Origin of the sequence: Deinococcus sp. NW-56 (assembly GCF_002953415.1) — a bacterium.
Lineage (GTDB): Bacteria > Deinococcota > Deinococci > Deinococcales > Deinococcaceae > Deinococcus.
In genome coordinates this window covers 2,277,863-2,294,181 of record NZ_CP026516.1, presented here as the reverse complement: position 1 = coordinate 2,294,181, position 16,319 = coordinate 2,277,863, and the positions used below count along the sequence as shown (strand labels likewise).

19 protein-coding genes are annotated in these 16,319 nt (G+C 72.1%); 14 read left to right on the top strand and 5 right to left on the bottom strand.

Annotation, left to right across the window (positions count from 1 at the left end):
• The first annotated feature begins 3 nt into the window (after positions 1–3).
• From C3K08_RS11520 to C3K08_RS11495, 6 genes are read left to right on the top strand one after another with little or no spacing between them, the layout of a single operon-like run.
• Positions 4–1,236: a class I SAM-dependent RNA methyltransferase gene (locus tag C3K08_RS11520; protein ID WP_104991433.1), complete on the top strand. Its 1,233-nt coding sequence runs from the start codon at positions 4–6 to the stop codon at positions 1,234–1,236.
• Positions 1,237–1,239: 3 nt separating this feature from the next.
• Positions 1,240–1,623 (top strand): hypothetical protein, encoded by a 384-nt coding sequence (locus C3K08_RS11515; protein ID WP_104991432.1) that lies wholly within the window; start codon positions 1,240–1,242, stop codon positions 1,621–1,623.
• An 8-nt stretch (positions 1,624–1,631) separates the two neighbouring features.
• On the top strand, positions 1,632–2,117 hold the full coding sequence (locus C3K08_RS11510) for a GNAT family N-acetyltransferase (protein ID WP_199776924.1): 486 nt from the start codon (positions 1,632–1,634) through the stop codon (positions 2,115–2,117).
• 13 nt (positions 2,118–2,130) lie between these two features.
• Positions 2,131–3,393 carry an NAD(P)/FAD-dependent oxidoreductase gene (locus C3K08_RS11505; RefSeq protein WP_104991431.1) on the top strand — a complete coding sequence of 421 codons (1,263 nt, stop codon included), beginning with the start codon at positions 2,131–2,133 and terminating at the stop codon, positions 3,391–3,393.
• A gap of 34 nt (positions 3,394–3,427) precedes the next feature.
• Complete coding sequence (locus C3K08_RS11500) at positions 3,428–4,054, top strand: VOC family protein (protein ID WP_104991430.1); 627 nt, start codon at positions 3,428–3,430, stop codon at positions 4,052–4,054.
• Positions 4,051–4,518, top strand: a complete 468-nt coding sequence (locus C3K08_RS11495) for an NUDIX domain-containing protein (RefSeq protein WP_104991429.1) — start codon at positions 4,051–4,053, stop codon at positions 4,516–4,518. Before C3K08_RS11500 ends, C3K08_RS11495 begins: the two co-directional genes overlap by 4 nt.
• On the opposite strand, the gene C3K08_RS11490 is transcribed toward C3K08_RS11495, so the two are convergent.
• Together C3K08_RS11490 and C3K08_RS11485 are read right to left on the bottom strand one after the other, a co-directional pair.
• Positions 4,482–5,108, bottom strand: a complete 627-nt coding sequence (locus C3K08_RS11490) for a rhomboid family intramembrane serine protease (protein WP_104991428.1) — start codon at positions 5,106–5,108, stop codon at positions 4,482–4,484. The genes C3K08_RS11495 and C3K08_RS11490 overlap by 37 nt on opposite strands.
• Positions 5,109–5,153: 45 nt before the next feature.
• Positions 5,154–6,173: an aspartate-semialdehyde dehydrogenase gene (locus C3K08_RS11485; RefSeq protein WP_104991427.1), complete on the bottom strand. Its 1,020-nt coding sequence runs from the start codon at positions 6,171–6,173 to the stop codon at positions 5,154–5,156.
• A gap of 254 nt (positions 6,174–6,427) precedes the next feature.
• Between C3K08_RS11485 and C3K08_RS11480 the strand changes: the two genes are divergently transcribed.
• On the top strand, positions 6,428–6,727 hold the full coding sequence (locus C3K08_RS11480; protein ID WP_104991426.1) for a hypothetical protein: 300 nt from the start codon (positions 6,428–6,430) through the stop codon (positions 6,725–6,727).
• A gap of 9 nt (positions 6,728–6,736) precedes the next feature.
• On the opposite strand, the gene plsY is transcribed toward C3K08_RS11480, so the two are convergent.
• Positions 6,737–7,324, bottom strand: coding sequence for a glycerol-3-phosphate 1-O-acyltransferase PlsY (plsY, locus tag C3K08_RS11475; RefSeq protein WP_104992045.1), 588 nt, complete (start codon positions 7,322–7,324; stop codon positions 6,737–6,739).
• Between the two features lie 164 nt (positions 7,325–7,488).
• On the opposite strand from plsY, the gene C3K08_RS11470 reads away from it, so the two are divergent.
• From C3K08_RS11470 to C3K08_RS11460, 3 genes are read left to right on the top strand one after another with little or no spacing between them, the layout of a single operon-like run.
• Entirely contained in the window at positions 7,489–9,045 is a 1,557-nt protein-coding gene (locus tag C3K08_RS11470) for a diguanylate cyclase (protein WP_158679919.1), read from the top strand.
• Entirely contained in the window at positions 9,042–9,464 is a 423-nt protein-coding gene (locus tag C3K08_RS11465; RefSeq protein WP_104991424.1) for a VOC family protein, read from the top strand. The genes C3K08_RS11470 and C3K08_RS11465 overlap by 4 nt, the downstream gene beginning before the upstream one ends.
• Positions 9,465–9,507: 43 nt before the next feature.
• Positions 9,508–9,834 (top strand): VanZ family protein, encoded by a 327-nt coding sequence (locus C3K08_RS11460; RefSeq protein WP_104991423.1) that lies wholly within the window; start codon positions 9,508–9,510, stop codon positions 9,832–9,834.
• Between the two features lie 16 nt (positions 9,835–9,850).
• On the opposite strand, the gene acs is transcribed toward C3K08_RS11460, so the two are convergent.
• Positions 9,851–11,803, bottom strand: a complete 1,953-nt coding sequence (gene acs, locus C3K08_RS11455) for an acetate--CoA ligase (RefSeq protein WP_104991422.1) — start codon at positions 11,801–11,803, stop codon at positions 9,851–9,853.
• A 136-nt stretch (positions 11,804–11,939) separates the two neighbouring features.
• Here acs and moaA point away from each other — a divergent pair, with 136 nt between their 5' ends.
• From moaA to C3K08_RS11440, 3 genes are all read left to right on the top strand, one after another.
• A complete protein-coding gene (gene moaA / locus C3K08_RS11450) occupies positions 11,940–12,962 on the top strand; it encodes a GTP 3',8-cyclase MoaA (protein ID WP_104991421.1) in 1,023 nt (340 codons plus the stop codon).
• A gap of 291 nt (positions 12,963–13,253) precedes the next feature.
• Positions 13,254–13,946, top strand: coding sequence for a GntR family transcriptional regulator (locus C3K08_RS11445; RefSeq protein ID WP_104991420.1), 693 nt, complete (start codon positions 13,254–13,256; stop codon positions 13,944–13,946).
• A gap of 322 nt (positions 13,947–14,268) precedes the next feature.
• On the top strand, positions 14,269–15,144 hold the full coding sequence (locus C3K08_RS11440) for a manganese catalase family protein (protein ID WP_104991419.1): 876 nt from the start codon (positions 14,269–14,271) through the stop codon (positions 15,142–15,144).
• A 66-nt stretch (positions 15,145–15,210) separates the two neighbouring features.
• Here the strand turns inward: C3K08_RS11440 and C3K08_RS11435 are convergent, their stop codons facing one another.
• Positions 15,211–15,555 carry a hypothetical protein gene (locus C3K08_RS11435; RefSeq protein ID WP_104991418.1) on the bottom strand — a complete coding sequence of 115 codons (345 nt, stop codon included), beginning with the start codon at positions 15,553–15,555 and terminating at the stop codon, positions 15,211–15,213.
• A 130-nt stretch (positions 15,556–15,685) separates the two neighbouring features.
• Between C3K08_RS11435 and C3K08_RS11430 the strand changes: the two genes are divergently transcribed.
• Complete coding sequence (locus C3K08_RS11430; protein WP_104991417.1) at positions 15,686–16,309, top strand: TetR/AcrR family transcriptional regulator; 624 nt, start codon at positions 15,686–15,688, stop codon at positions 16,307–16,309.
• Positions 16,310–16,319 lie beyond the last annotated feature (10 nt).

The window sequence follows — 16,319 nt, the reverse complement described above, 5'->3', positions numbered from 1 at the left end:
CATATGTCTGACGCTCTGCTCACGCTGGAAATCGAGAAACTGGTCGCCGGAGGGCTGGGCCTGTCCCGCGACGAGTCCGGCGTGGTGCTGGTGCGCGGTGCCCTGCCCGGCGAACGGGTGGAGGCCGAGGTCCGCGCGGGCCGGGGCGTGCGCCAGGGCGTGACCCGCCGGGTGCTGACCCCCAGCGCCGACCGGGTAGAGGCGCCGGACCTCCCCACCGTGGACCTCGCGCACGCGGCGCACCCCGCCCAACTGCGCTACAAGCGCGGCTTCGTGGAAGAGGCGCTGACCCGCATCGCCAAGCTGCGCCACCCGGTGGGGGAGACGGTGCCCAGCCCGCGCGAGTGGCGCTACCGCAACACGGCGCAGTACCTCGTGACCCCGGCGGGCCTCGCCTACCGCGAGCGCCGGGGCCGGGACCCGCAGCCGGTCGGTCAGGACCCGCTGGTGATGGAGGCGATCCAGACCGTGATGGACCGCCTGGACCCCGAACAGCTCGACCCCGCTACCGAGGTCGCCTTCCGCGCCAGCCGCCTGACCGGCGAGGTGGTCGCCGCCCTGATCGGGGCGGGCGAGCCGCGCGTGTTCTTGCGGGCCTCCGATCACCTGATGGACGCGGGCGTGGTCGGCGTCAGCCTCGCGGAACCCGCCGGGCGGCGCTTCGGGGCAGGCGTGCGCCTGATCGCGGGCGAGTCCGAGGTACAGGAGCAGTTCGGGCGGGTGCGGGTCGGCGTGACCGCGACCGGCTTCGCGCAGGTGAACCCGGAGGCGGCGGGGCTGGCCTACCTCCGCGCGGCGGAGCTGGCCGGGCAGGGCACGCACGCGGTGGACCTCTACGGCGGCTCGGGGGCCATCGGGCGGCACCTCTCGCCCCGCTTTACCCGCGTGACCGTGCTGGACTCGGCGCCCGAAGCGCTGGCGCGGGGGCGGCAGGCAGCGGCCCTGAGCGGCGAGCGCAACGTGACCTACCGCAGCGGCGACGCGGCCCGTTTCAGCGAGCTGGGCGTGGACGTGATCGTGGTGGACCCCCCCCGCGCCGGGCTGGAGCCGGAAGCCCGCGAGCACATCCAGGCCAGCACCGCCGACCGTCTGGTGTACGTGAGCTGCGACCCCGCGACCTGGGCGCGGGATGTGGGCGACTTCGTGCGCCGGGGCTGGAAGCTGGGGTCCGTGACGCCCCACGACTTCTACCCCCAGACCAGCCACGTGGAGGTTGTGAGCGTGCTGGAGCGGTAGACCGTGCTCCGCGCCTTGCTGCTCCTCCTGTCCCTTTCCCTGGCCGCCTGCCAGGACCGCGAGGCCCGTGCCGAAATTGTCCGGCTAGAAGCCCGCGTGACCGATCTGGAAGCGCGGGTGGAGGCGCTGGCCGCCGCTCCCTCCGTTCCGTCAGACGCCGCCGCCACCGTGCAGCAGGCCGCCGCGACCCACTGCGCCAACGACCTCTCGCGCACGCTGGAACTGACCCGGCAGGAACGGGGCGGTTACCCTGCCGAATCGGCGCTCGCGGTGCCGGGGTCGTGTCAGGGGTTCCGGGTGACCTGGGAACGCCTCACGCCCCAGGGCTACGCCTTCCGCGTGCTGGACAGGTCCGGGCGGGCGCTGGCGTCGGGAGCGGGGGAGTAGGCTGGCCCATGCCCCTCGTCCCCCTGTTCTTTGACGATCCACGCGCGGCCCGCCTGATGACCGCGCAGCAGCGCGAGTTGCGGACCCTCTACGGCGGCACCGACGAGCGCACCGAACCCTTCGACCCCGCCGTGCTCGCGGGTGAGGGCAGCGTGCTGCTGGGGGTGGATGAGGGCGGCGAACTGCTGGCCTGCGGTGCCCTCAAGCACCTGGACCCGGAGAGCGCCGAGGTCAAGCGCATGTACACCGTCCTGGCAGCGCGGGGCCGGGGGCTGGGGCGGCAAATTCTGGCTGGTCTGATTGAGCGGGGGCGGGCGCTGGGCTACACGCGGCTGGTGCTGGAAACCGGCGACCGTCAGGCCGAGGCCCTGCACCTTTACGAGTCGGCGGGCTTCCGGCGCATTCCCAATTACGGGTACTACGTGGGGATGGAGGAGAGCCTGTGCTACGGGCTGGAGCTGGGGGAAGCGGCTGAAAGCGGACGGGACGGCTGATAGCCTCGCCCCCATGGGTGACATCGTGGTGGTGGGCGCGGGCCTCGCCGGGCTGACGGCGGCGCGGGTGCTGACGCGGGCGGGGCGACGCGTGCGGGTGCTGGAGGCGGCGGAGCACGTCGGCGGGCGGGTGGCGAACTGGGTGGTGGACGGGTACACGCTGGACGCGGGCTATCAGGTGCTGTTTCCGGCGTATCCGGCCCTGCGGCGCAATGTGGACCTCGCGGCGCTGGACCTCGTGCCGGTCGCCCCGGCGGGCGTGGTGCGGCGCGGGGAGCGGGCGGACGTGGTGGGCGACCCCCGCCGTGACCTCGCCAGCCTGCCCTCCACCCTGACGACCAAGGCCCTGACCCTGGCGGACAAGGCGCGGGTGGCCCGCCTCGGGGCGCGGCTGGCGCTGCCCGCCCCCCACACCCTGCTCGTCGGCCCGGACGAGACGACCGAGAACTACCTGAGGCGCCAGGGCTTCAGTGAGGCGGCACTGACGAACTTCTTCCGGCCCTTTTTCGGGGGTATCTTCCTGCGGCGGGACCTGCACACGAGTGCGCGGCTGTTTCGCTACTACTTCCGGATGTTGCTCGACGGCGGCGCGGCCCTGCCCCGCGCGGGCGTGGGCGAGTTGCCCCGGCAACTCGCGGCGGGGCTGGACGTGACGACCGGGGTGCGGGTGACCGCGCTGCGGCCCCGGCCCGGTGGCGTGACCCTGGTGACGAGCGCCGGGGAACTCGACGCCTCCGCCGTTCTCGTGGCGACCGATGCGGACACCGCCGCCGCCCTGACCGGCGAACCGCTCTCGCGCGGGCGGCTGGGCAGCACCTATCTCCATTACGCCTCCGCCACCCGGCTGGACCCCCAGCCCCGGCTCCTGCTCAACGCCGAGGAGGGCTTCATCAACAACGCCCAGTGGGTCAGCGAGGCGATTCCGGAGCGGGCGCCCGCCGGGGGCCACCTCCTGACGGTGACGGTATTGGGAGTCCCCAACCTCGATGACGACGCCCTCGACGCCCGTGTGCGCGGCGAGCTGAGTCGCTGGTACGGGGGAGGGGCTGCCGGGCTGCGAACCTTGCACATTGAGCGCATTCCTTTCGCCCAGTTCCCCCAGCCGCCCGAGTACGCCGCGACCCTGGCAGGGCACGCGACCGGGCTGCCCGGCGTGCTCCTCGCCTCCGAGGTCACGTCCATGAGCAGCATCCAGGGCGCGATGGAGAGCGGCGAGAAGGCGGCAGCGATCTTGCTCGGCGACCCGGTGGGCATGAGCCGTCCGCGCGGGGCCTAGGGTAACGGGAACAGCGGGCCGGTATGCTCGTCCCATGTCCGCCGCCATTCCCGACCACCTCGTCGTCGCCGCCCGCACGCTGGACGAAGGCCGGGCGTGGCTGGAAGGTCGCCTGGGGGTGCCCACGCAGCCCGGCGGCGAACACGCCCTCTTCGGTACCCACAACGCGCTGCTGTCGCTGGGGCCGGACCTCTACCTGGAGGTGATCGCGGTCAATCCGGCGGCTCCTCCGCCCCCCCGCCCGCGCTGGTTCGGGCTGGACACGCCGGACCTCCGGGAGCGGCTGGAGGATGGCCCGGTGCTGATTCACTGGGTCGCCCGCGTGCCGGACCTGCCGGGGGTCCACCTCTCCCACCACGGGGAGGCACTGGAGCTGTCGCGCGGCGAGAACCGCTGGACGCTCACCGTTCCGGCGGACGGCTCGCTGCCGGGGGGTGGGGTCGTCCCCAGCCTGATCGAGTGGCACACGCCGCCCCCGCCCACGCGCCTGCCCGACGCCGGGGTGCGCCTGCTGACCCTGCGCCTGGGCACCCCCGATCCCGACGCCCTCCGCGCCCGGCTGGACGCCCTGCCCCTCGCGGGCGACGTGGAGGTCTACGAGGCCCCGCAGCCGGAGTTGTCCGCGATGCTGGAAACGCCGGAGGGCATGGTCACCCTATGAGTCTCCCGCCGCCCGACGCGACGTGGTATGCCCGGCCCCCTGGCCTCCCCGAGCGGGCCAGTGTGGGCGCGGTGGTCTTGCGGCGCGAGGGTGGGGAGTGGCACGTGGCCGTCGTCGTGGAGCCGGGCGAGTACCTCCAGCTCCCGAAAGGCGGTCTGGAACCCGGCGAGACACACGAGGAGGCCCTGCACCGCGAACTGCGCGAGGAGGCGGGGCTGACGGCGGTGCGCCTTGTCGCGGACCTCGGTGTGCTGGAGCGGCAGAACTATGCCCGGACGCGCTGGCAGGTCACCCGCTCTTTCCTGGGGGTGACCGGGGAGGTCGGCGAGCCGCCGCTGGAGCCCGGCTTCCGGCTCGAATGGCCTCCCCTGAATGCGGTGCCGCGCCTCTTCTGGCCGGAGCAGGGGCAGTTGGTGGAACGGGTGCGTCAGAACCTGGAGGGCGGCGGGTATGACCTGACCTGAGCGGGGGGCCGCCGTCCATGCAACCCCGCCGCCGCGACCAGCCCCGCCACGAAGCCGAACAGGTGCGCCTCCCACGACACCAGCGGATTGGTGGGCAGCACCCCCCACAGCGCCCCGCCGTACAGGAAGAGGGCCAGCAGCGCCGCCAGGATCGCCCCCGGCGTCCGCTCCCACCAGCCCACGCCCAGCAGGTAGGCGAGGTACCCGAACACCAGCAGGCTGGCCCCCAGGTGCAGGCTCCCGCCCCGCCCCAGCAGCCACACCAGCCCGCCGCCCAGCACAATGATCACGGCATTGGCCGCCAGGAAGCGCCCCACCCCGCGCAGCGCCCCCATAAAGGCCAGCACCGCCAGCGGCCCGGTGTTGGCGATCAGGTGCGCGAAATCCCCGTGCAGGAACGGCGCGGCCAGCACGTTCTCCAGCCGCGTGGGGTCGCGCGGCACGATGCCGTACAGGTCCAGCCGTCCCCCGAACGCGAACTGGTCCACGACCTCCTGCGCCCACACGCCACCCACCAGCAGCGCAGTCAGCAGCAGGGCCGCCCCCACCGGGGAGCGGGGACGGCGCGGGGGCGGGGAGGGGGAGCGCATGGCTCCAGTCTGCCCCAGGGGAGTGAGGGGTTGGGTGGGCCGGGTCTAACCCGTGACCCGACCCCGCAGCGCTCCCTGCGCTTGCAGGTATTCCGCGATCTGCACGGCGTTCAGCGCCGCGCCCTTGAGCAGTTGGTCTCCCGCCACGAACAGGTCCAGCCCGCCGTCGAACACCAGCGAGGAGCGGATGCGGCCCACCTCCACGTCGTACTTGCCGGTCGCGGTCAGGGGCATGGGGTAGAGCTTGCCCGCCGGGTCGTCGCGGACCTCCACGCCTGCCGCCGCCCGCAGAATCTCGCGGGCCTGCTCGGGGGTCGCGGGGCGCTCCAGCTCCAGCGTGATGGCCTCGGCGTGGGTGCGCAGGGTGGGGATGCGGACGGCGGTGCAACTGATCTGGAGGGACTCGTCCCCGATGATCTTGCGCGTTTCCCAGACCACCTTCATCTCCTCGCGGGTGTAGCCGTTGTCCTCGAAGCTGTCGATCTGCGGAATGACGTTGAAAGGGATGGGGTGCGCGAAGACCTCGGCCCCGGCCTCCTTGCCGTGCAGGACCATGTGGGTCTGGGTCAGCAGCTCTTCCATGCCCTTTTGCCCGGCCCCACTCGTCGCCTGATAGGTCGAGACGATCATCCGGCGCACCCCGAAGGCCCGGTGCAGCGGCGCGACCGCGACGGCCGCGATGGCCGTGGTGCAGTTGGGGTTGGCGATGATGCCCTGGTGCCGCAGGGCCGCCTCCCCGTTGACCTCGGGCACTACCAGCGGCACCTCTGGGTCATAGCGGAAGGCGCTGGAGTTGTCGATCACGACCGCCCCGCCCGCCACCCACGCCGGGGCGAGGGCCTTGCTGATAGACCCGCCCGCCGAGGCCAGGATCACGTCGGCGTCAATGGCTCCCTCCGGGGTCGCCTGCACGGTGAGGTCCCGCCCCGCGAAGGTGAGGGTGCTGCCCGCCGAGCGGGGGCTGGCGTAGAGTTGAAGGTCGCCCAAGTTCAGCGTGCTTTTCTCCAGCACCCGCAGAAGTTCGTGGCCGACCGCTCCGGTGGCTCCCACAATGGCGACGCGCATAGGTCCTCCTTCAAAGAAAAACTCCGCCTCGCGGGGGGGCGCGGGCGGCCGGAACGCGGGGGCCGCCCTCAGGGGGTCCGGGGGGTCGGGCGGCGCATGGGGGCAAGGTACCCGCCGGGGGGCGGGGGGTCAAGCGCGGGGGTCACCGGGGACACCTGCCCGGCGCGGGGCTGCGCTATGCTGCCCGCATCGCCAAGATCAAGGCCGGGCGCGGGTGCCCAGGGGGGTCCCCGCCCGGAGACGGGAGCCCCGGTATGCCCGCCAGGATTCGTATCTACGGTCAGGAAGCCACCTTCGCCCAGGGCCGCTGGGTCTGCGCCGACGAGACGTTGCAGGCCATGTTGCAGGCCCTCGCCGATCCCCGCGCCACCAGCCTGGAAGCCGAGCTGAAGCACGCCCGCTACGCCGCGGGCCGCTTCGGGGGGTTGGTCGCCGCCGGGGACGGCTGGGAGGCCGCGCCCCTGCCCGAGCCCGAAATCCGCATGGAGGACATCGCTCCGGCCGGTCGCCCGCAGGCCGCCGGGTGGCTGTCTTTCCTGCGCAAACGCCGCTGAGGGCTGGCCCTAGCCCTTGTCGCCCAGCCGCCGCTCGTTTCCGGCCCGCAGGCGGGTGATGTTTTCGCGGTGCTGCCAGACCATCAGGGCGACGAGGGCCGTTACAAGCAGGCTCAGCCACAGCGGTTGCCCCGTGATCCAGGCGACCAGCGCCGCTGTGACGCCCCCCAGGATGCTTCCGGCCGACACCAGCCGGGTCAGGGCGACCGTCAGGATGCCAATCACGAACATCCCCAGCCCGGCGGCGGGCGAGAGGACCACCAGCGTGCCGAAGGTGGTCGCCACACCCTTGCCGCCCCGGAATCCCAGGAAGGGGCTGAAGTTGTGCCCGATCACGGCGGCTGCCCCGCACAGGGCCGCCTGCAGGTCGTCCAGGCCCGCCGCCCGCGCGATCAAGACGGCGAGCGCCCCCTTCACGATGTCGAAGAGGGCTACGGCGACCGCCGGTCCCTTGCCGACCGAGCGCAGCACGTTGGTGGCGCCACTGTTGCCGCTGCCCACCCGGCGGATGTCGATGCCGCGGGCGCGGGCGACCCAGGCGGCGGCAGGAATGGACCCCAGCAGGTAGGACAGGGCGAGGAGGGGCACCAGCAGCAGCAGATTCACGGGCGGATCACCCCCCGATTCTACGGGGCGGCCCCCCAGGCCACCCGTTCGGGGGCAGCGCCTCCCCTGGGCCGGGCCGCGAGTCTCAAGGCCACGTCACGTTGACGGGCGGTGTCTTCACGCAGGCGCGGGGGGCAGCCGCTAGGGTGCGGGGCGTGTCGTCTGTGCCGCCGCCCCCACCCCCCTCCGAGCCTGCGCGTCTGGCCGCGCTGGCCCGCTACCGCGTGCTGGGCACGCCGCCCGAGGCGTCCTTCGACCGCATCACCCGGCTGGCCGCGCAGGTGCTGGGGGTGCCGCTGGCCGCTGTCAATCTGGTCGGCGAGGATCACCAGTGGACCAAGGCCTGCCTGGGTGGGGACGTGACCGCGACGGCACTGAATGAGTCCTTTTGCGTCTGGACCGTGCGGCAGGAGGGAGCGGTGCTGGTGGTTCCTGATGCCCGGCAAGACCCCCGCTTCCGCGACTTTCCCAGCGTGCAGTCCGGGCAGATCGTTGCCTATGCGGGCGCTCCCCTCGTGACCCCGGATGGGCACCGCATCGGCACCCTGTGCGTGACCGCGCCGGAGCCGCGCGACTTCACCCCCACCGAGCGCGAGACGCTGGCACTGCTCGCCGGGATGGTCGTGGACGAACTCGAGCTGCGGCTGCGCACCGAGGAACTCACCCGCGCCCGCGACCACGCCCACACCCTGCGCGACCTCGCGGAGCTGATGGGCGAGCCGCTGAGTCCCGGCGAGATGGCGCGGCGGGCGCTGCGGCTGCTGGGGGGCGCGATGCGGCTCGACTGGGCCGGGCTGCTGCACCTCTCCGAGCAGGGGTCGGAGGTCCTGAGCGACCACGCCTCGGCCCCCGCCGACGGGTTCGGGGCCGAGGTGCGCTGGCGGCTGCTTGGCCCGGCGGACGGGCTGCGGCCCACCCTGCTGGGCTGGGAGCGCGTCTTTCTGGACGACGCGGAAGCCGTCGCCCGGCGCTGCCCCGAACTGCTCACCGCCGGGCTGGCGAGCGCGGCGTGGCTGCACGTGCAGATCGAGGACGAGCGCCACATGCCGGGCGGGGCCTACGTGCTGCTGCTCGCGCGGCTGGGCGAGGCGGCCGGGTGGTCGGGGGAAGAACGGCTGCTGCTGGAAGCCGCCGCCCGCAGCGTGGGGGTGGCGCTGGAGCGGGCCGAGTACCTGCAGGCCCTGGAACGCGCGGCCCTGACCGACGCCCTGACCGGGCTGGGCAACCGCCGGGCGCTCGACGACGCCCTCGACGAGGCCGACGCCCGGCTCGCGGCCACGGGCGAGGGCTACGTGCTGGGCGTGGTGGACCTCGACGGCATGAAGCGGGTCAACGACGAGCGCGGGCACGCCAGCGGCGACGACCTGCTGCGTGAGTTCGCCCGAGGCCTGCTGACCCCCGGCCTTCACGCCTACCGCCTGGGCGGCGACGAGTACGCGCTGCTGGCCCCGGTGGCTCCCGGCGAGGACCCCGCCCGCTGGGCCGAACAGCTCCGCCGCCAGGTCCGGGGGGCGGTCGCGCGGGTGCAGGCGCAGGGCTACCCGGCGGACGCCTCGCTGGGGGTGGCCGCCGTGCCAGGTGACGCGCCCGGCTCGACCGGAGCGTTGCGCCGCGCCGACGCCCGCATGTACGCGGACAAGCGCGAGCGCGGCGTGGGCCGCGGCGCCCGCCCGAACGAAGGCGCCGAACACCCGCTAGCCTGGGAGGCATGACGGTCACGCTGCTCGATCACGTCGCCATCGCCACTCCCGACCTCGACACCGGGAGTGCGCCCTACCTCGCCCTGGGCCTCGCCCCCGAGGGACCCGACGAGGAGGTGACCTCGCAGGGCGTCCGCGTCCGCGCCTTCGTGGTGGGCGCGACCCTGATCGAGCTGCTGGCCCCCACCCGGCCGGACAGCCCCATCGCCGCCTTCCTGGAAAAGCGCGGCCCCGGCCTGCACCACACCGCCTACCGGGTCGCGGACCTGGACGCCGAGATGGCCCGGCTGCGCGGCGAGGGTGCCCGCTTCCTCTCCGAGACGCCCACGCCGGGCCGGGCCGGAACCCGCGTTGCCTTTCTGCACCCGAAGTGGGGCGCGGGCACCCTGATCGAACTCGTGGAGCATCCGGCGGGGGGCCTGGCCCATTAGCCGTCCCGCCCAGCCGGGCTGGTGGATTCCGGCCCTGCTGATCATGGGGACGATCTGGTGGCTGAGTTCGGGCAGCGACACACCCGGCCCCCCGCTGCGGCACCCCCTGGACTGGGGCGCTCATTTCCTGGCCTACCTCGCCTTGACCTATGCGCTGGCGCGGGCGACCGGACGCCGGGGCCTCGCCATCGTCATCGCCGCGTGGTTTGGCGCGTCCGACGAGGTGCACCAGGCTTTTGTGCCGGGGCGCGACGCGGGCCTGAGCGACTGGCTGTTCGACCTCGCCGGGGCGGGGGTGGGGGCATGGCTGGCGCTGGGGCAGGGGGCCGCGCGGAGGGAGACGCCGGAGTTCACCGACGCGGAGGCCTGACCCGGCGTCCCGGCCCTCAGGCCCCCGGCGTCGCCGCCAGCCGCTCCAGCACGCTGGGGTCTTCCAGGGTGCTCGTGTCGCCCTCGATGGCCTTGCCCGCCGCGATCTGGCGCAGGAAGCGGCGCATGATCTTGCCGCTGCGGGTCTTGGGCAGGGCGTCGGCCACGATGATCGCGTCCGGTCGGGCCAGCGCCCCGATCTCGCGGCTGACGTGCGCCCGCAACTCCTGCGCGTTCACCGTGAAGCCCGCCTGCGGCAGCACGAAGGCCACCACGCCCTCGCCCTTCACCTCGTCTGGGCGGCCCACCACGGCGGCCTCCGCGACGGCGGGGTGGGCCACCAGCGCCGACTCGATCTCCATCGTGCCTAATCGGTGCCCGGAGACGTTGAGCACGTCGTCCACCCGGCCCATCACGGTGACGTAGCCGTCCCGGTCGCGCCGGGCGCCGTCCCCCGCAAAGTACACGTGGGGAATCTCGCCCCAGTAGGACTTGCGGTAACGCTCGTCGTCGCCGTAGACGGTCCGCAGCATGGAAGGCCAGGGCCGCTTGATGACCAGCAGGCCGCCGTCGTTAGGACCGAGTTCCTCCCCGTCGTGGGTCATGATCGCGGGTTCGACCCCGAACATGGGCAGGCCCGCGCTGCCCGGCTTGCTGGGGTGGGCACCGGGCAGGGTGGTCAGCATGATCGCGCCCGTCTCGGTCTGCCACCAGGTGTCCACCACCGGGCAGCGCTCGCCGCCGATCACGCGGTAGTACCACATCCACGCCTCCGGGTTGATCGGCTCGCCCACCGACCCCAGCAGGCGCAGGCTGCTCAGGTCGCAGCGGCCCGGCAGCTCGTCGCCCTGCCGCATAAAGGAGCGGATGGCGGTGGGAGCGGTGTACAGGATGCTGACCCGGTGCCGCTCGACGATCTGCCAGAAGCGGCCCCAGTCGGGGTGGTTCGGCGCCCCCTCGTACATCAGGACGGTCGCGCCGTTCAGGAGCGGCCCGTACACGCTGTAGGAGTGCCCGGTCACCCAGCCCACGTCGGCGGTGCACCAGTACACGTCGTCCTCGCGCAGGTCAAAGACCGTCCCCGTGGTCAGGTACGTGCCCACCATGTACCCGCCCGTCGTGTGCAGCACGCCCTTGGGCTTGCCCGTGCTGCCGGAGGTGTACAGCACGAAGAGGGGATGCTCGCTGTCCACGGGGGTGGCCTCGTGCTCGTCCCCGGCGGCGGCCAGCGCCTCGTGCCACCAGAGGTCGCGGCCCGGCTGCATGGGGGCGTCGCAGTTCGCCCGGCACACCACCAGCAGGTGCTCCAGGCTGGGGGTATTCCGCGCCGCCTCGTCGGCGTTCGCCTTGAGGTTCACGAGGCTGCCCCGGCGCTGCCCCGCGTCGGCGGTGATGAGGAGCTTGCTCTGCGCGTCGTTGATGCGGTCCGAGAGCGCCGAGACCGAGAAGCCCCCGAACACCACGCTGTGAATCGCGCCGATGCGGGCGCAGGCGAGCATGGCGATGGCCGCCTCCGGAATCAGCGGCAGGTAGAGGGTCACCCGGTCGCCCTGTTCCACCCCCAGCGCGGTCAGCGCGTTCGCGGCCCGCTTGACCTCGCGCAGCAGCTCGGCGTAGCTGTAACGCCGCACCTCGCCGTCCTCGGCCTCCCAGAGGATGGCCGTCTTGTCGCCCCGTCCCGCCGCCACATGGCGATCCAGTGCGTTGTAGGCCACGTTGGTCTGCCCGCCCACGAACCACTGCGCGTGCGGTTCCTGCCAGTCCAGCACCCGGTCCCAGCGCCGCATCCAGTGCAGTTCCCCGGCCACGTCGCTCCAGAAGCCGTCCGGATCGTCGAGGCTGCGGCGGTACAGACGGTCGTACTCCTCGTGGGACACGCGGGCGCGGGCCACGAAGCCCTCGGGGGGCGCGATGACCCGGTGCTCGTGCAGCAGGGTGTCGATATGGTCGTTCGTGGACGGGTGGGTCATGGGCGAACCTCCGGGAAGGGGGCAGCGGAAAGGAAGCTGTGGAGGCCCTCACTGTAGTGCGGGGCCGGGGCGGCCGTGAGGGTGTGCCCCGGGCCGAGGGTGCCCGGCTCGCCAATTGTCCCGTGGGGGGGGGCGTATGGTGAGGGCTGTGCTTCTCGACCGGCTGAACCGGCCCCTGCGTGACCTGCGCGTCAGCGTGACCGACCGCTGCAACCTGCGCTGCACGTACTGCATGCCCGCCGACGTCTTCGGGCCGGACTACGCCTTCCTCCCGCGCGAGGAACTGCTGTCCTTCGAGGAAATCGAGCGCCTGACCCGCGCCTTCGTCGCGCTGGGCGTGCAGAAGCTGCGCCTGACCGGGGGCGAGCCGCTGCTGCGCCGCGACCTGCCGGAGCTGGTGGGCCGACTCGCAGCGCTGGAGGGCGTGGAGGACATCGCCCTCACCACCAACGGGTTGTTGCTGCCCCGGCTGGCCGAGCCCCTGAAGGCGGCGGGATTGAAAAGGGTCACCGTCAGTCTCGACAGCCTCGATCCGGAGGTCTTCGGGCGCATGAACGGGCTGAACGTGGCCCCCGAGCGCGTGCTCGACGGCATCGAGGCGGCGCTGCGGGCGGGCCTGGGGGTGAAGGTGAACACGGTGGTGCAGCGCGGGGTGAACGACGCCGGGCTGCCCGAGCTGTGGCGGGCGCTGCGCGACCGGGCCACCGTGCGCTTTATCGAGTTCATGGACGTGGGCAACCACAACGGCTGGAACATGGACGCGGTGGTGCCCTCGCGCGAGGTGCTCGCCCGCCTCGCGGACGCGGAACCGGACCTGAGCTTCGCCCCCGTGAACCCCGCCTACCGGGGCGAGGTCGCCGCCCGCTACCGCGACGGGCAGGGGCACGAGGTCGGCCTGATCTCCTCGGTCACCGCGCCCTTCTGCGGCGACTGCTCGCGGGCGCGGCTCTCGGCGGTCGGCGTGCTGTACACCTGCCTCTTCGCGGGGTCAGGCACCGACCTGCGGGCACCGCTGCGGGCGGGCGCCAGTGACGCCGAGCTGCGGGAGCGCGTCGCCGCCGTCTGGCAGGCCCGCCAGGACCGCTACAGCGAGGAGCGGGGCGAGGCCACCTCCGGGCGGGCGGCGAGCAAGGTCGAGATGTCGCATATCGGGGGCTGATACGGTTTCCGTTCAATCCGTTATCCCAGCAGGAGGGCGCCGCTGGGATAACTCCTTTCCCGGCAACCGTTTCTTTCCTTCTCGCTCTCCTGCGGAGCTGTACCAGTCCGCTCGGGTTGAACAGTTTTTGTAACTGTTCAACCGGAATCCGTATGATTCCCTGCGGATGGGGCTGTTCCCCGCCGCGTACCCGGTGCCGCGCGGCCCGGCCGCTTGTGTCCGCTGAACACCAATCCGTAAGATGAGCCCTCAGGAAAGCCCCTGCGCCCGCAGCCGGGCTGGGAGGCGAGCATGGCGAAATATCCGCTGATCAAGACCACCCTCAAGGACCGTCTGCTGGGCGGCCACTACGCCGAGGGCCTGCCCCTCCCCAGCGAACCGCAACTCGCCCGCGAGTTCGAGGTCTCGCGCATGACCGCCCGCCGCGCCATCGACGAATTGGAGCGCGAGGGCTACGTCTACCGGGTGCAGGGTGCAGGCACTTTCCCCACAGGGAAGCGCTTCCGCCAGGGCATGTTCCGGGTGCGGCCCTTCAAGGAGTGGGCGCGGCACCCCGACCACCGCACCCACGTCCTGCGGGCGATGACGGTGGGGGCGACCCCCGAGATCGCCGCCGTGCTGCACCTGGAAGCTGGGGACCCGGTGCTGTACGTTCACCGCCTGCGCACGGCAGGGGACGAGGCGCTGGTCATCGAGAAGCGCTACATCAATTCGGCGCTCGCCCCCACGCTGCTCGACCACGACCTGGGCTCCGAGAGCATCCACGAGGTGATGATCGGGCTGGGAGTGCCCATCACCCGCGTCGAGCAGAATCTGGAGGCGGTCAACCTGCGTCAGGAGGAAGCCGAGTTGCTGCGCGTGCCGCTGGGGACCGCCGCCTTCCTGCTGAGGCGCACGACCTACAGCGGGCCGCAGCGCGTCTCCTACGTCAACTACTGGGTGCGCGGCGACCGCTACGCCTTTCAGGACAGCTTCGAGCCCTGAGGCGGGGAAGACCCCTCACCCCCTGGCTTTGCCAGGCCCCTCTACCAGGGGGAGAGGGGAAAATGACCCTCTCCGAGGGGTGACTCGTAGAGCCGCGAAGCGGAGGGCCTCGCGCAGCGAGGGGTGAGGGGTCCCTTCCGCCGAACGCCCCAGACCCCATGACCTCCCCGCGTGAGGGTCGCCCCAAGACGTCCCTACCGTGCCCGCATCTGGAACTCTGTTTGGATGGTGACCTGCCCACCGGACCTTCACCGCCCGGACAGTCTCAGGCTGATGGAATGGCCCCCGACTGACCGCCCGGCGCGGCCAGACGGGAGGCTCCATGTTCTATTACGACGGCAAGTTGCAGTACCCGGTCCGTGTCGAGACGCCCGATCCCCGCTTCGCGCGGCTGCTTCAGCAGGCCATCGGCGGCGTGGAAGGCGAGATGCGGGTGTGCCTCCAGTACCTCTTTCAGGCGTTCGGCGCCCGCGGCCCCAAGAAATACCGCGACATGCTGCTGGCGACCGGCACCGAGGAGATCGGCCACATTGAGATGCTGGCGACGGCGGTCGCACTGAACCTGGAGAGCAGCCCGGCCAGCGTGCAGGAAGAGATGGCCCTGAGCAACCCCATCGTGGGGGCCGTGATGGGCGGGGACCCCCGGCAGTACCTCTCGGCGGGCCTCGCGGCGCTGGCTGCCGACGCGAACGGCGTGCCCTTCGACGGCTCGCACATCTACGCCAGCGGCAACCTCGCCGCCGACATGTACGCCAACGTGACTGCCGAGGCGACCGGGCGGGCGCTGGCCTGCCGCCTCTTTACCCTCACCGACGACCCCGGCATGAAGGACATGCTGCGCTTCCTGATCGCGCGGGACACCATGCACCAGCAGCAGTGGCTCGCCGTGATCGAGGAACTCGGCGGGCATCAGGGCACCCTGCCCATCCCCAACTCCTTCCCGATTGAGGAGGAGCTGCGCGAGGTGAGCTACACCTACTTCGCGCCGGGGATCGAGGGCGTGCAGCCCCCGCAGGGCCGCTGGACCCAGGGGCCGTCCCTCGACGGCATGGGCGAGTTCAAGCTGGAACCTGCCCGCCCCTTCGGGGAAGAGCCGATGCTGGGGCCGCCCGATCCCCTCGCCTTCGCCGAAGCCCAGCAGATGATGGGCGAGGGCAGCATGGGGACGACCGCCACGGCGTCCCCCTCGGACGACTGACCAAAGGAGACGAGGGCCGCGCTTCCGGGGAGTTCCCGAAGGCGCGGCCCTTCTCTGCCGGGGTGCTCAGGCGTCGGGGTCGGCGGTCCAGTCCGTCAGGGCGTAGGCTCCGGACACCATCCCGGCCAGGCCCAGGAAGTAGGCGCGGTCGCGGCCCTCCATGCGGGCGCCCAGCAGCAGCAGCACGGGCAGGGTGCCCAGCTCGATCTTGCCGTGCAGCGGGAAAGGGATCATGCGGCTCACGGCGGGCGGGTAATCGGTCAGGGCGCTGACGCCCAGGTACGACCCCGCCAGCGCGTAGGAGGCGGTGCGGGCCTGCGGGCTGAGCCGCAGCAGGGCGGGGGCGGCCAGCATCAGGCCGCAGGCGGCGTAGTCCACGAAGCCGTGCAGTCGGGGCGTCAGCGGTTTCATGGGTCCAGCATGGGGGTCACCGGGCGGCGGGGGACAGACCTCTCCTAAGTCGACCTTGAGCGTTGACGGGGCTGCGCCTTCACTGGACGGGGTGCAAATTTGGACCGCCACGCGCTATATGTGAAACATCATGGATTCGTCGTCGCTCCGGGAGCGTCAGAAAGAACGCCGCCGTGCGCGGATCTATAGCGTGGCCCTCGACCTGTTCAAGCGGGGCGGTTTCCAGGCGACCACCGCCACCGACATCGCGCGGGCCAGCAACGTCTCGCGGGGAACCTTTTTCAACTACTACCCCTACAAGGAAGCGGTACTGCTCGACTACGGCTCGGAGGTGATGGAGCGCCTGCGCGACAAGGCCGAGGCCCGCCTCGCCCAGGGTGCCCCGCCCCTGACCGTCCTGTACGAGATCTGGGACGAACTCGCCGAGGAAAATGGCCGCGAGCGCGACCTCTTTCCGCCGCTGGCCTACGAGGTGATGAACCCCAACCCCGAGCGGGCCAGGACCGCCTACCAGGCCCTGCCGCTGAGCAAGGTGATCGAGCTGATTTTGAAACCGCTGCACCAGGCCGGGCAGATTCGCACCGACCTCAGCCTCCAGCGCATCAGCAACCTGATCGCGGACACCTACCTGCTCGTCGCCCTGCGCTGGAGCGCCTACGGCACCGACCGCACCCTGCAGGAGGAAACGCGGCTGGCGCTCAACCTGCTGCTGGAGGGCGCCCTGCGGCCCGACGCCCCGGCCCGACCGTCCTGAAGGGGGCGGA

Bases quoted from the DNA above. Each gene is read 5' to 3' on its own strand.
- C3K08_RS11465 (WP_104991424.1), top strand. From the start codon at position 9,042: ATGACGGTCACGCTGCTCGATCACGTCGCCATCGCCACTCCCGACCTC.
- C3K08_RS11430 (WP_104991417.1), top strand. From the start codon at position 15,686: ATGGATTCGTCGTCGCTCCGGGAGCGTCAGAAAGAACGCCGCCGTGCG.
- moaA (WP_104991421.1), top strand. From the start codon at position 11,940: ATGGTGAGGGCTGTGCTTCTCGACCGGCTGAACCGGCCCCTGCGTGAC.
- C3K08_RS11510 (WP_199776924.1), top strand. From the start codon at position 1,632: ATGCCCCTCGTCCCCCTGTTCTTTGACGATCCACGCGCGGCCCGCCTG.
- C3K08_RS11505 (WP_104991431.1), top strand. From the start codon at position 2,131: ATGGGTGACATCGTGGTGGTGGGCGCGGGCCTCGCCGGGCTGACGGCG.
- acs (WP_104991422.1), bottom strand. From the start codon at position 11,803: ATGACCCACCCGTCCACGAACGACCATATCGACACCCTGCTGCACGAG.
- C3K08_RS11485 (WP_104991427.1), bottom strand. From the start codon at position 6,173: ATGCGCGTCGCCATTGTGGGAGCCACCGGAGCGGTCGGCCACGAACTT.
- C3K08_RS11435 (WP_104991418.1), bottom strand. From the start codon at position 15,555: ATGAAACCGCTGACGCCCCGACTGCACGGCTTCGTGGACTACGCCGCC.
- C3K08_RS11440 (WP_104991419.1), top strand. From the start codon at position 14,269: ATGTTCTATTACGACGGCAAGTTGCAGTACCCGGTCCGTGTCGAGACG.
- C3K08_RS11480 (WP_104991426.1), top strand. From the start codon at position 6,428: ATGCCCGCCAGGATTCGTATCTACGGTCAGGAAGCCACCTTCGCCCAG.
- C3K08_RS11460 (WP_104991423.1), top strand. From the start codon at position 9,508: ATGGGGACGATCTGGTGGCTGAGTTCGGGCAGCGACACACCCGGCCCC.
- C3K08_RS11445 (WP_104991420.1), top strand. From the start codon at position 13,254: ATGGCGAAATATCCGCTGATCAAGACCACCCTCAAGGACCGTCTGCTG.
- C3K08_RS11495 (WP_104991429.1), top strand. From the start codon at position 4,051: ATGAGTCTCCCGCCGCCCGACGCGACGTGGTATGCCCGGCCCCCTGGC.
- C3K08_RS11520 (WP_104991433.1), top strand. From the start codon at position 4: ATGTCTGACGCTCTGCTCACGCTGGAAATCGAGAAACTGGTCGCCGGA.
- C3K08_RS11490 (WP_104991428.1), bottom strand. From the start codon at position 5,108: ATGCGCTCCCCCTCCCCGCCCCCGCGCCGTCCCCGCTCCCCGGTGGGG.
- C3K08_RS11500 (WP_104991430.1), top strand. From the start codon at position 3,428: ATGTCCGCCGCCATTCCCGACCACCTCGTCGTCGCCGCCCGCACGCTG.